This window comes from Rhodococcus sp. MEB064, assembly GCF_000834565.1.
In the GTDB taxonomy this organism is placed as follows: Bacteria; Actinomycetota; Actinomycetes; order Mycobacteriales; family Mycobacteriaceae; genus Rhodococcoides.
This window is the reverse complement of sequence record NZ_JXQS01000074.1, coordinates 62473-76001: the sequence shown is the minus strand read 5'-3', so window position 1 is coordinate 76001 and position 13529 is coordinate 62473. Positions and strand designations below refer to the sequence as shown.

Here is a 13529-nt window from a genome sequence, read left to right as displayed (position 1 = left end):
CGACAGCCGATCGACGCTGAACGCGGACCACCTGACACTCCGCGGGCCACTCACTACTTATTCATGACTTTCATTTCGGTCTCACCCCGGATCGTCGTGGTCCCGTGTGGTCATGTGACTCTTAATCCCTGCTGGTCAGGCGGACTTTCATGGTCCCAATGGGATTCCTGGCATTCGGCGGGCATAGTCACTGGGTCCGGGGTTCGAGTCCCTGTGGGCGCACCAAAAAGGGCCCCTGATCAGCGGTTATGCTGGTCAGGGGCCCTTCTGGTTTCGGTGCCACTCACTACATATTCGTGACTTTCAATTTAAAACTCACGGTGTCGGGTCCTCTCGGCAATATCGAACGACGCATGTGCCTGCTCAGGCGGCTGCAAAGCTGTCTGTACCGGGTCCGATAGACCTGCGGTGCACGCTGCTCGCGCCTACTGCGACGCCTGGGGTGCCACCGTCCGCTACATCGAGAATTCGGGCGGCGACATCGTCCCCCGGGCGGAGTGGGAGTTGCTGTGCATCGTGGGAGCGCCCCTGCCGTACATCTACACCGTCGAACTCCGATCTCCGATATCGACCGCGGGCGACGAGCTCATCACCGCACTGTGGACCACGACCGAACATTGCACGCCGATATGGGTGGGCACACCGGCGTCCCGGAATACGCCAACGACGAGGCGGACCGATCCTTTACCCGGGACCTGAGATTAGGCCGGCCCGGCCGGGCGCCCTACCGGTCGAGGGATCGGCGACTGTGAATCGAATCTTTTACGGGCGGGGCACAATGCAATCTCGCGCCAGAGCCCGCCGTCCGAACTTGGACGGCGGGCGGAGTTCCACGAAATTTACGTCGGCTGGGAATCGAGGTCGAACGCGTCCGAGCAATTCCGCAGAGCCGGCCGCAGGTCCGCTAGCTCGTCATGATCGAGCCCACGGTCACAGATCGGCCACCAGCGGTGCGACCTCCGTTCCCAGCAGCTTGATGCCGCGGAGCAGATCACTGTGAGCCAACCGGGGATTGGTCATCTGCAGAGACAACCGATCCACACCGCCGAGCTGTTCGCCCACTCGCGCGATCTTGTCGGCCACCGTCTGTGGGTCACCCATGAAAAAGGCACCGTTCGGTCCGGACGTGGCATCGAACTGCGCTCGGGTCGGTCGCGCGAATCCTCGCTCCCGCGAGATCTTCGTGAACATCTCGTTCCACCCGGGGTAGATGGTGTCCGCCGCCGCCTGCGTGCTCTCCGCGACGAACCCGAACACGTGCAGGCCCACCTTCAACTTCTCCGGCGCATGACCTGCCTGCGCACCCGCGCGGCGGTACAGATCGACGAGCGGCGCGAACTGGCGCGGCTCACCGCCGATGATCGCGATCATCAGCGGCAACCCCAACAGACCTGCGCGAGCGAATGATTCGGGACTGCCGCCGACTCCCACCCAGATCGGCAGAGGATCCTGCATGGGACGCGGATAGATGCTCTGCCGCGTCAGCGCCGGCCGGTGCTTGCCCGACCACGTCACCTCGACGTTGTCCCGGATCTGCAGCAGCAGCTCGAGCTTCTCGATGAACAGCGAGTCGTAGTCGGCCAGGTCCAGACCGAACAGGGGGAACGACTCGGTGAACGAGCCGCGGCCCACGACCAGATCCGTCCGCCCCTTCGAGATCAGATCCAGGGTGGCGAATTCCTGGAAGACTCGCACCGGATCGTCCGCACTGAGTACCTTGACCGCACTGCCCAGCCGGATTCGTTCCGTGCGAGCTGCCGCGGCTGCCAAGATGATCGACGGAGCGGAATCGTAGTACTCGCTGCGGTGGTGCTCGCCGATCCCGAACGAGTAAAGACCCACCCGGTCGGCGAGGGCGATCTCCTCGAGCAGATGCTCCATTCGCTCGGCAGCGCCGATCACGCGTCCGTCGGTCGGGTCGGTCACGGAGGATACGAAGCTGTCCACACCTACATGCATTGCTGAGCCTCTCGGTCGGGGCCACGACGTCGACCCTTGGTTAGTTTACAAGTCAACCATCTCGACCGAGAAACTGTTCCGCGCCACGTCGAGTCTCGAGGTGTCGATGACGAGAACACCATTGTCCGCCCGTCGACGGGTGTGCCATCGCTGATCGGCACGGTCCCGGACAGGACGAAGCGGAGAACTAGACTGCGCGTGTGGATGCGGATCGAGGGGATGACAGGTCACCCGGCGACACGATCGCGGCACACTTGCGGGAGGAGATCCTCTCTGGTCGCCGTGTCGGCGGGGAGAGGCTGGTCGAGGAGACCATCGCCAAGGGTTTCGGTGTGTCCCGCGTGCCGGTTCGAGAGGCTCTGGCGCAGTTGGAAGCCGAAGGTTTCGTCACCACCGTGCGGTATCGCGGTGCGACGGTGTCGACCACTCTCCACAAGGACAATCGAGAGCTGCTCGAAGTTCGGCACGGGCTCGAAGTTCTCGCCGCCCAGCTCGCTGCCCGTAACCGGGGTGGTTCGGTGGCGGACGAGCTGGCGCGCGTCGTCGAACGGGCGCGGGAGTGCGGCGGGGGACCACCCGCGGACCGGAGCGGCGCCCGGTCGTTCCACGACCTCATTGCCATTGCTTCGGGCAACGACCAGCTCAGAGAGATGTTGGCGGGTGTCAATCGGCGCGTCGAGTGGGGTCTCGGTGACGATCCCGATGCCACCGTTCACGACCACGCGGCCCTTGCCTCGGCCATCCTCGGTGGCGCACCCGTCCAGGCGGGGTTCCTCATGGACGAGCATCTCCGGCGCGACGAGACCGGCACCTGAGTCGACGACCACTGTTTCGTATACTATCTAGGATGTATATCAGGGGATTAACACGTCCGTAGCGGTCAGCAACCGGAATGACACATGATTTGTATACAAAGTAGGCAGTCGTTTCGGAGCACGTGGAGAGGCGACTCGCCGGCTGACATCCGTTCCCGGTGCCGTCCAGTCCCCTGGAGCACACCATGTCCACATCCACTCCGGCGTCTATCCCACCGGGCGTCGATCCTGTACCGGCATCGGCGCTGTCCAGCGCCCTCGACCGCATCGGTTTCACCCGCGTCCAGGGGGCCGTCATCCTTCTGCTCATGGCGGGGTTGTTCTTCGACAGTCTCGAGCAGAACTCCACCGGCGCCATGGGCCCACTCATCAAGGATTCTCTCGGAATCGGCAACGCGCAGTTGACATTCATCAACACCGCCACCGTGATCGGTGGGCTCGTGGGCCGCCTCATCGGTGGCTACATCGCCGACCGGTGGGGCAGGCGCGTGGCGCTCAGCCTGAACCTTCTGGTCTATACCCTCGGCGGACTGATCAGTGCCGCGTCCGTCAGCTACGAGATGCTGCTCGCGAGCCGCTTCATCGTGGGCATCGGTCTGGGCGGCGAGTTCACGGTCGGCTTGGCGATTCTTGCCGAACTGGTCGCGACCCGCCACCGCGGGTCCCTCCTGGCGACTCTCAACATCTCGTCCGGAGGCATCGGCAACATCGCATCGTTCGGCTTCTTCATGCTCGTGCTCGGTCCGCTCGGAGGCGTGCTCGGCGGCGACGACACATCGTGGCGCTGGACCTATGTCATCCTTGCCGTGCCGGCGCTGCTGGTGGTGTTCTTCCGGCGTTACCTTCCTGAATCGCCGCGGTTCCTGTTGTCCAAAGGGCGTGTCGACGAAGCCAATCGGAGTCTGACGCGTCTAGCCAGCGGCTCGATCGCGGGGCTTCGCGACCCGGGGCCGACGAAGCAGTTCGTCACCGATGCCGACATCCTGCCCACCACCGCATCGACGTCGTACGCCGAGGTGTTCCGCGGGCAGAATCTGCGCCGCACCGCGGCCGTCGGAGCCGCCTCGTGGATGTCGTTCGGTGCCCAGGTCACCCTTCTGTTCCTCATGCCCATCCTGTTGGTCTCGCGGGGCTACTCGCTCACGGACTCTCTGCTGTTCACCATGATCATGAACGTCGGCAGTCTCTTCGGTGCCTGTGCCGCGTGCTATCTCGCCGGTCGAGTCCGGCGGCGACCCACTGTCATGACAGCGGCCGTACTCGGATGCATGTCTGCGGTCGCGTTCGCGACTCTCGCGAACAGTGTGGCCACCATCCTCGTTCTCGGCGCCGTCTTCCAGTTCTTCACCATGATGCTCAACACCATGCTGTCGGTGTGGACGCCGGAGCTGTTCCCCACCTCGATCCGCGGAATGGGCACGTCCATCGTCAACGGAATCGGCAATGTAGCCGGCGCTGTCATGCCGTTCGCAGCTCTCTTCTTCTTCGACCGCGCGGGAGTGGCCGGAGTGTTCTTCATGATCGCGGCCATGTACGTCCTCCTGGTCGTCGTCGCCCGGTTCGGACCCGAGACGTTCGGACAGTCCCTCGAGGAAGTGAACGAGAAGGAACTCGTCGCAGCCTGACACTCGAATACATTGCACCACAACAGAAAGGCAACATCCATCATGACCGAGTCACTGTTCGTCTCCGCCACCGCGCACGGGCTGAACTACCTTCCCGAGTACTACGCCGATCACGCCGGCATGTTCGCCGAGCGCGGTCTGTCGGTGCACGCGAAGGCGTGTGACCCATGGACCGGCGTGCTCGACGATCTCGACAGCGGTGCTGCAGACATCGCGCTCGGCGGACTGTGGGTTCCCGGAATGTACTGGGGGACATCTCGTCAGCTCACCGTATTCGCGCAGCTCAATCACCAGTTCCCCAAGGCGCTCGTCATGCGAGAGCCGACACCGGAAGGATTCGACTGGTCGATGCTGACCGGGAAGACCGTGTTGGCGCCGGGAATCGGTGGTAGCGCGCCGTATGCGATCACCGCGGGAATGATGCGGGAAGCGGGAATCGACTCCGCCGCCACCACGTTCCTCCGCGACCTCTCCACGCCGATGTTCGTCGAACTGTTCGAGGACGGACTGGGTGACGCGATCATTCTCGACATCACGACCGCTCAGTCGATGTCGGACCGCCACACCGGACACATCGTCGTCGAGTACGCGGACGTCGGCGGGCTCGGCCCGAACAGTGTGTACTACTGCCGCACCGATCGTGTCGACGAACTGCAGGACCGGTTGGTCGCGTTCACATCCGCCTTGGACGCTGCGATGGCAACGGTCAAGGCGACTCCGGTCAGTGAACTCGAACCCTTGCTCGCCGAGCACTGGCCCACGATGCCGCTGTCCACTCTGTCCGCCGCCTGCACCAGGATTCAGCAGTCCCGCACCTGGGACACGGTGCGCATCGACGGTGCTGCGAGCGACCGCTGGATGCGCATCCTCCACGAGGAGAAGATGGTCGGTCGTGCCCCCGCGTTCGAGGACCTGGTCACCTCGCGCATCGTCGACGCTGCGGAACTGACGACGGTCGGCTGAACGATGACACTGGTACTGCGTCACTCGGAGATCTCTGCGCTGCTGGACCGCACGACCGTCCTGGAAGCAGTCGAGCGGATGTTCGTGGAATTGAGTCAGGGCAGCGCCCAGAACCCGGTTCCGCCGTCGATGAACGGAACGGACGACGCCCGCATCATCCCCATGGTGGCCCAGTCCGGTGTCGCGGAACTGGCGGTGGCCAAGGTGCTCTGCGACGCACCCGCGAACCGTGCGCGCGGACTTCCTCGTCAGCGGTCGACGATGCTGGTCACCTCGACTCGCACCGGAGAATGCGTCGCTCTGTTGGACGGACGTGCGATCACTGCCATCAGGACCGCAGCCGCCAGTGCAGTCGCCACCCGATACCTGGCACGGCCGGGGCCGGCTGTGCTGGGTGTCGTCGGCGCCGGCGCGCTCGCGGTCGAGCATGTCCGCGCGATCCGCACTGTGCGGGACGTGACCAGTGTCCTGGTGTGGTCCAGATCTGAGAGCACGGTGGAGACGTTCCGTACGGCCCTCGAGGGTGACGATCTCCCGGTGCGGTCGGCAACGTCGGTGGAAGAGATCGCCCGCTGCGCCGACATCGTCTGCACTCTCACCCCGTCGGTACAGCCGATCCTGCGCGGCGAATGGCTCACCACCGGAACGCATCTGAACGTGGTCGGTGCAGCGCCACGCCCGAACGAGCGTGAAGTGGACGGGGAGGCCATGGCGCGGTCGCGGGTCGTCGTGGACAGTCGAAGCACTGCGCTGTCGAAGTCCGGGGACGCTGTGCTGGCGCTCGCCGAGGGGGCGGTGACCGAAGACGACCTGAGCACTGAAATCGGTGACGTCATCACCGGCCGGAGAATCGGTCGGTCATCGGACGAGCAGATCACACTGTTCGACTCCACCGGAATCGGAGCGGAAGACCTCGCCGTCGCCCACCTCGTCATCACCGCAGCTCGCGAACGCGGACTCGGGATGGAGGTCGACCTCAGCGCGTGAGAAGCCCTCGACACACGTAAGCCGCCCGTGCACGGAACACCGATTCGACGCCCGTGCTCGAGTACTGCTCGCCGCAGTCGACACACCACGAAGAACGTCACCGGACTTCGGAGGCAGGGGCGACACTTCGTACCTTCGAGTACGTTCTGCTCATGGCTCCGAAGTGGGAACAAGTCCGAGCACAGAACTACGGCACGATGGGCCGCACCATCCGCGGTGTCGTGCACCGAAGCGATGGATCTCGACAGCTTGTCCGCCACGAGCCGGAAACGACGTCGTGGCGCCACGAGGACGAGTCGGGATCACCGACATTCATCGAGAACGCTGACAACCGGTGGTCGCGTGACGCGGACGGCGTGATGGTCCACGCGGTGAAGAATGCGAACACGTTCTACATGGACATGGGGTCGCCGTCCCCGTTGCTGCGCGCCTACGACGCGTTCCCCCAGAGGAGCAATCACGGGTTCGATGACTCACGTTTCACCGATCCGACCGCTCCGCGACCGGTCACCGTGCGCGGGCGCGACGGGTGGGAAGTGACTGCCGCCGATCCACACTCCACCGAACAGATCACGTACGTGATCGACGCCGAACTGGGAGTTGCGTTGCGGTGGCAGTACGGTGACCAGTGGATGGAACTCGAGAACCCGGTCCTGGACGAGGAATTCGACACCGACCTGTTCCGCTGGTCGGGACCGTCACGCCCGGCAGCCGACGAGATGGCCCGCATGCAACGCGAGCAGCAGGAGCGAGAGCAGGCCCTGGCAGGCATCGCCCGAGCAGTTCCTACCTGGTTGCCGATGACGATCACCACCACGCCTCAATCGGGGGATCCTCGTACAGGTGAACTCGTTCTGGCAGTCGGGGGACAAACTGCGCACTTCACGCTTCGCCGTTGGGTGACCGCGATCGGTGAGCCCGAGGTGACCTGGCCGAACGACCAAACCCCGGCCCGTCATCGTCGAGGCATCGGTCAATGGACCTACGAGATCCGTTCCTACGAGGAGATGCGCAAGGAGGACTGCGAGCGCATCATCGAGTCGATCGTGCCCGTAGACCCGCCGGACGCGATGCCGCAGACATCACGGCCGAGATCGACCAAGAAGCGCACGCACGACGCGAAGCGGAGATTCGCGAGATGCTCGGAACGGGGCGTGTGCTCGCCGATCACCTGACGGGGGAGTCGCTGCTCATCCGGACCGACTTTTCCGACGACGCGGCCTGGCGTGAAGTCGCGCTCGCCGCCATGGCACCTGTCGACCAAGGCGACGACATGCAGTTCGAAGCCGTACTGACATGTATCGACAACTCCGATCATGACGGCTGGTCCATCGAGCAACTCCTGCTGGCGTTGGGTGACCCGCCGCCGTACTACATCTTTGTCGCCGATACCGAAACGGTACAGAACCATGAACATCCCATTGTCGTCGTCGAGACCGCCGACGACGATCCGGAGCGTCCGCGCGGAAAGACCTTCCGAGTAGTTCCGTCGGAGATGTGGAGCATCGAGAACAATCTGTCGCTCGCCAACATGGATTTCGACGACTTCGCGGACAGCGTCGACGCAGACGGCGTCTTCCGCGGCTTCCCGGAACCTGCGCAACCCGTCGCGTCGGTGACTACTCGGGACGTGGCCGGGTGGATCGCCGGTCATCTGCACACCGACGCGTTACGACGTTTCCACCGCGAGATCGACGGCTGGAAGTACCCGTACCCGATCCAGCTGTTCGAGCCGGAGATGGCCGACGTGCACACCCAACTGCTGGCGGCCGACTACGACAGCCGTACCGATACCGAGCTCGTCGGGTATGACGAGTTCCGTAAGGTCGCGGCCCGAGGGGGGCCGGCACTGCACGGCTCGGTGCCCGTGCACGGCGCGCACTGGTCGTTCCTGCTCGATGTGGGCTCCCACCGGCCCCTGGCGGCCTATCGACTCGAGTTCCTTCCGCCGACCGATCAGCAGGTGCACGACGGTGGCGCCGACCCGTCGGCGGTGCTGGAGGTACCGTTCATCTCCCCCGAGATGGTGTCGCTGTCGTCGCTCACCGACGACGACGACCTCGTCGACCGCGAGGCTGTGCGGCGCGCGGTCACAGCGGAGGCGGTGCGCCTGCACGGCCCGGACATGATTGGGCACGTCGAGCCCGCCCTGCGGCGAATCCCGAGGCTCGAGGGGTTCAGCATCGGCTGCTCGGTCCAGATCGACGGTAACCCGATGTTCTACGTTGCCGTCGTGACCGCAGTGGAGAACGAGTTCATCGTCCGGGAAGTGCCACCGGAAGGGCTGCGGGTGGTTGCCGCAAGTCACGCCTAGCGCTATTCATGGTGGGCCGCACCGTCATACGACAGATATTCACAGACGCCTCGCCCAGCCGCAGTGCCTTAACGAGTGTCACTGCGTCCAGCGCTACCAGTGCGGGCGGTGCGACCAGCCCGTTCTCGCGCTCGCGGGGCAGTTCCGCCAACATTGCACGTCCATCGGTGTCGACCAGCCACACCAGGGGGACAGGCGACGAATCTCTCAGTCGAAAATTCGGCGACGGACGTTCGTGTCCGCGAGGTCCACGAGTTCGTCGGCCCGGCCGGACAGGATCGTCCGAATTCCGTACAGCGTGAACCCTTTCGCTTGTTCGAGGGTGATCTTGGGAGGGATGGAGAGCTCCTGCGCCGCGGTGACGACGTCGATGACGGCGGGACCGTCGTACGCGAACGCGTCGGTCAGGGCCGACTCGAGATCCTGCGGCTTCTGCACTCGTCGGCCGAACATTCCCAAAGCCTGTGCTACAGCCGCGAAGTCGGGGTTCTTCAGGTCGGTGCCGTAGTTGACGATGCCGGCAGCCTTCATCTCGAGTTCGACGAAATTCAGCGACGAGTTGTCGAAGATGATGACCTTGACCGGCAGGCCACTCTGCATCAACGTGATCAGCTCACCGAAGCCCATCGTCAAACCGCCGTCGCCGGCGAAAGCGACCACCTGCCGTCCGGGCTGCGCGGTCTGCGCACCGATCGCCAACGGGAGAGCGCACGCCATCGATCCGTGATTGAACGACCCGAGCAGCCGGCGCTTGCCGTTCATCGTCAGGTACCGGGCGGCCCATACGACGGGCGATCCCACGTCGACGGTGAAGACGGCGTCGTCGTCGGCCAGCTCGTTTGCCATGCGTGCCAGGTACTCCGGCCGGATGGGTGTGCGGTGCCGGTCGTCCACGGCGAACGAATCGAGATTTTTGCGTGTCTTGCGGTAGTGCTTGACCGACGTGTCCAGATGCTTGCTGTCCGTCTTCGCGTGGATACGGGGGAGCAGAGCGTCCACGGTATCGGCGACGGACCCCACCAAGCCGAGGTCCAGGGTCGCTCTGCGGCCCAGGTTCTGGCCACGGATGTCCACCTGGATGATCTTCGCGTCGTCGGGGTAGAAATTGCGGTACGGAAAGTCGGTGCCCAGCATGAGAAGAACGTCGGCATGTGAGATTGCACGGTATCCGGAGGCGAAGCCGAGCAGACCCGTCATTCCCACGTCGTAAGGATTGTCGTACTCGACATGCTCCTTGCCGCGCAGCGCGTGCACGACAGGAGCCTGCAGAGCGCTGGCGATCTCGAGCAGTTGCCGATGCGCACCCGCTACACCGGCGCCGGCCAGAATGGTGATGTTGTCCGACGAGTTGAGGATCGACGCGGCCTCGTCGAGCGAGACGTCGTCAGGACGCACGTGGGACGTCGTGGCGCGGATTGCCGGGGTGGCCTTTCTCTGTTCGGCATGCGCCAGCAGCACTTCGCCCGGAACGACGACCACCGCGACTCCGCGTTCCTCGATCGCCGCGCGCATCGCCATCGCGAGCACGTGCTCCGCCATCTCCGGGTCACTGACCAGCTCACAGAAGACGCTGCACTCTTGAAAGAGGTTCTGCGGGTGGGTTTCCTGGAAGTACTGCGATCCGATCTCACTGCGCGGGATATGCGCCGCGATGGCGAGCACGGGCACCCGGCTGCGGTGCGCGTCGAACAGCCCGTTGATCAGGTGGAGATTACCGGGACCACAACTCCCGGCGCACACCGCGAGTTCACCGGTGATCGCGGCGTCACCGGCTGCGGCGAAGGCGGCAGTTTCCTCGTTCCGGACGTGCTGCCACGTCATGCCGTCGTGCCGACGGATCGCGTCGGTGAAGCCGTTCAGCGAATCGCCCGGAAGACCGTAGACGTGGGTCACGCCACTCTCGGTCAGGGTCTGCACGAAGTGGTCTGCGACGGTTGCCATGGCGAACAGTATGCGCCGGATCAGCGTCCGAAGCGTGGTGGAATCAGCTGAATCAGACTTCGCGATCCCAGTCGATGGGTGCGGGCACGTCGGCGAAAAGATCACGCGCGTAGATACTCGACGCGAGCGTGGCGACGATGCCGAAAGCGAACACGGACACCACCACAGCGATCGGCACCCGGGCCGACACCGCGAGAATCGACCCCCAGGTCGTGGTCGACCCACCCAGCGCCGCGACCCACAGGACGGCGAAGATCGATGCGAGAGCGCAGCAGATCGCCGGCCACAGAAGAGCGTGACGGCGCCAACTCACCGTCGAGCGGTCGTTCACTGCGTCCGGTCGACCATCGGTCGCCGGCGTTGCCGAACCAGTCGTACGCCGGCGATCGCACACGGCGCAGCCAGAACCGCTGCCGATACCGCACCGATCAGTGGGTAAGCCCACCACACCCTTGTCGGTGAGGCGAAGTTGGTCAGCGTGCCACGCGGCCGTTCGTCAGGGGGTGAACCCGGCCAACTGCTCGTCGAGCCACGGATAGAGTTCCTCGGCTTTCAGACTGAGGCGCGACTTCAACCTGAGGAATCTCCCTCCAAGTCACCGCCGATCTGGCCGATGCCGCGCACCGCAGCGGCATCCGGAAATCTACGAGCACGACCGGTGCGAGAGCGTCAGACCCCTGCCGCCCGGGCTGCATCCTTCAGCGTCTCCGCCGCGATCCGTAGGCCTTCGATGGGTCCGTAGGCGGTGTCCTCGTGCTCGATGTTGACGGCCATGTCCGGGTCGACCTTGTGCAGGGCCTGGAGGAAGCGTGCCCAGAAGGCGGTGTCGTGTCCGTTGCCGACGGCGACGAAGTCCCACGCCGAGTCTTCGGGCCACTTGTTGACCACGTGCTTGCCGCCGAGGCCCACTGGGTTCTGATCCTCCGGGATGCGGGTGAAGCGATCGTCGAGTACGCCGTAGATCTCGCAGTTCGGGTTGATGCGCGTGTCTTTCGCAGCGGCGTGAAACACCAACGGCCCCAGCCATTCGACAGCTTTGACCGGGTCGATGCCCTGCCAGAACAGGTGCGAGGGATCCATCTCCGCGCCCACGTGGGTGGCGCCGACCTTGTCGACGAGTCGCTTCATGGTCGGCGGGTTGAAAACGAGGTTCTGCGGGTGCATCTCGATGGCGATCTTGACACCGTGCTCGCGGGCGAGGGCATCGATCTCCTTCCAGAACGGCACCGCGACCTCGTCCCACTGGTAGTCCTGCGAGTCGAGATACCCGGAGTCCCAGGTATTGACGTGCCACGCGGGCCAGGCGCCACCGGCATGTGCGGCGGGTAGGCCGGACATGGTGACGACGCGGTCGATGCCGAGCAGTCCGGCGACGCGGATGGACTTGCGGAGATCGTCGGCGTCCTCCGGTCCCACCTCGGGATCGGGGTGCAGCGGATTTCCGTTGCAGTTCAGTCCTTCGATCGAGACGCCCGTTCCCTCGAACGTCGCGAGATAGTCAGCTGCACTGACGGTTCCGGCGAGGAGGTCGTCGACGGGGATGTGGACCGGCGGGAGGAACCCGCCGGAGTTTATCTCGATGCCCTCGAGCCCGAGGGAGGCGATGGTCGCCAGCGCCTCCGGGAGTGGCTTGTCGTGCAGGATTGCGTTGTAGACGCCGAGCTTCATGGCTGGTCCTTAGTGTGTGGTGGTCGAGTGGTCAGATCTTGACCGCGGTGCCGTTGTTCGCTGCGGATTCGGTGATCGCGGCGACGAGCTGCATACCGCGCAACCCGTGGGCGAAGTCGGGGAGAGGCGGCAGACCGTCGATCCCCGCGACCTGGTCGAGGAAGGCGCGTGCCTGGTAGGCGAAGAACTCGGCCTTGCCGTGACCGACGCCGCCGGCGTCCATCGGGAGTCCGCCACGGATATAGGGGTGCTGGGGTCCGACGATCACCTGGCGACGGCCGTTGACGGCGTCGTCGATGTCGGTGGTCGAGATGTGGAATTCGGCAGCGCGCTCGAGCGCCCAGGAGGCCGATCCCTTCGTGCCGAATACATCGAAGGACAATCCGTCCGGGTTCGCATGGGAGACACGCGAGGCGGAGAACGTCCCGACGAATCCGCCCGCGAACGCCGCGGTGAAGGTGGCGACGTCCTCGTTCTCGACGGAGGCCATGTCGCCGGTCGTCTCGGCCTTGGTGTGTCCGTAGGTGACGCCGACGGGAACAGGCCGCTCGCCGATCACGGTGGCGAACTGGGCGCCGCGCACCTCGGTGATGGGCCCGGCGACGTACTCGGCGAGGTCGATCAGGTGGCTGCCCACGTCGGCGAGCGCACCGGTGCCGGGGCCGCCTCGGTAACGCCAGGTCATGGGACCCGTGGGGTCGAGTGAATAGTCGGCGCGATAGCGGCCGTCGAAGTGCACGATGTCGCCGAGGCGGCCGGCTGCGAGCTCGTCGGCGATGGCCTGGACGGCAGGGGAGCGGCGGTAGGTGTACCCCACGGTGGCGATACCGGACGACATCGACGCGGCGGCAACCATCGCCTCCGCATCGGTGATCGACCCGGCGAGCGGCTTCTCGCACAGCACGTTCTTGCCTGCGGCGAGCAGACCTTCGACGATCTCGCGGTGCAGATGGTTCGCGACGACGACACTGACCACGTCGATGTCGTCGGCGACGGCGATCGACTGCCAGTCGTACTCGGCGCGCTCGTACCCGTAACGCTTCGCAGTGTCGTCGGCTACTGCGGCATTCGTGTCGGCGATGGCGACGAGGCGGACGTCGGGCCGGTCGGTGCCGAAGAGAGTGGAGGCCATGCGGTATCCGGCAGCATGGGCGCGGCCGGCCATACCGCCGCCGATGACGGCGACGCCGATCGAGTCGTGGGTCATGAGAACTGCTCTCTCGAGATTCGTGGTGGGGGGACACTGACTCGGTCTAT

General features: G+C 64.8%; 12 protein-coding genes. 7 read left to right on the top strand and 5 right to left on the bottom strand.

What is annotated here, in order from left to right; translation table 11 throughout:
• Positions 1-408 precede the first annotated feature (408 nt).
• Positions 409-699 carry a hypothetical protein gene (locus tag RU01_RS21395; RefSeq protein WP_042576600.1) on the top strand — a complete coding sequence of 97 codons (291 nt, stop codon included), beginning with the start codon at positions 409-411 and terminating at the stop codon, positions 697-699.
• Between the two features lie 231 nt (positions 700-930).
• Here RU01_RS21395 and RU01_RS21390 read toward each other — a convergent pair whose 3' ends face one another.
• A complete protein-coding gene (locus RU01_RS21390; protein ID WP_042576599.1) occupies positions 931-1959 on the bottom strand; it encodes an LLM class flavin-dependent oxidoreductase in 1029 nt (342 codons plus the stop codon).
• Between the two features lie 200 nt (positions 1960-2159).
• Here RU01_RS21390 and RU01_RS21385 point away from each other — a divergent pair, with 200 nt between their 5' ends.
• From RU01_RS21385 to RU01_RS23270, 6 genes are all read left to right on the top strand, one after another.
• On the top strand, positions 2160-2774 hold the full coding sequence (locus tag RU01_RS21385) for a GntR family transcriptional regulator (RefSeq protein WP_042576598.1): 615 nt from the start codon (positions 2160-2162) through the stop codon (positions 2772-2774).
• A gap of 185 nt (positions 2775-2959) precedes the next feature.
• On the top strand, positions 2960-4399 hold the full coding sequence (locus tag RU01_RS21380) for an MFS transporter (protein WP_042576683.1): 1440 nt from the start codon (positions 2960-2962) through the stop codon (positions 4397-4399).
• A 42-nt stretch (positions 4400-4441) separates the two neighbouring features.
• Complete coding sequence (locus tag RU01_RS22305; protein WP_052493407.1) at positions 4442-5362, top strand: ABC transporter substrate-binding protein; 921 nt, start codon at positions 4442-4444, stop codon at positions 5360-5362.
• 3 nt (positions 5363-5365) lie between these two features.
• A complete protein-coding gene (locus RU01_RS21370) occupies positions 5366-6349 on the top strand; it encodes an ornithine cyclodeaminase family protein (protein ID WP_042576597.1) in 984 nt (327 codons plus the stop codon).
• Between the two features lie 152 nt (positions 6350-6501).
• On the top strand, positions 6502-7524 hold the full coding sequence (locus tag RU01_RS21365; protein WP_156149037.1) for a hypothetical protein: 1023 nt from the start codon (positions 6502-6504) through the stop codon (positions 7522-7524).
• Positions 7488-8663 (top strand): DUF6924 domain-containing protein, encoded by a 1176-nt coding sequence (locus RU01_RS23270; protein WP_052493406.1) that lies wholly within the window; start codon positions 7488-7490, stop codon positions 8661-8663. The genes RU01_RS21365 and RU01_RS23270 overlap by 37 nt, the downstream gene beginning before the upstream one ends.
• A gap of 207 nt (positions 8664-8870) precedes the next feature.
• On the opposite strand, the gene poxB is transcribed toward RU01_RS23270, so the two are convergent.
• The 4 genes from poxB to RU01_RS21340 form a co-directional block, all read right to left on the bottom strand.
• Complete coding sequence (gene poxB / locus RU01_RS21355) at positions 8871-10604, bottom strand: ubiquinone-dependent pyruvate dehydrogenase (RefSeq protein WP_042576595.1); 1734 nt, start codon at positions 10602-10604, stop codon at positions 8871-8873.
• A gap of 52 nt (positions 10605-10656) precedes the next feature.
• Entirely contained in the window at positions 10657-10935 is a 279-nt protein-coding gene (locus tag RU01_RS21350) for a hypothetical protein (RefSeq protein ID WP_042576594.1), read from the bottom strand.
• Between the two features lie 338 nt (positions 10936-11273).
• Positions 11274-12272: a sugar phosphate isomerase/epimerase family protein gene (locus tag RU01_RS21345; protein WP_042576593.1), complete on the bottom strand. Its 999-nt coding sequence runs from the start codon at positions 12270-12272 to the stop codon at positions 11274-11276.
• 31 nt (positions 12273-12303) lie between these two features.
• A complete protein-coding gene (locus RU01_RS21340; RefSeq protein ID WP_042576592.1) occupies positions 12304-13479 on the bottom strand; it encodes a Gfo/Idh/MocA family protein in 1176 nt (391 codons plus the stop codon).
• Positions 13480-13529 lie beyond the last annotated feature (50 nt).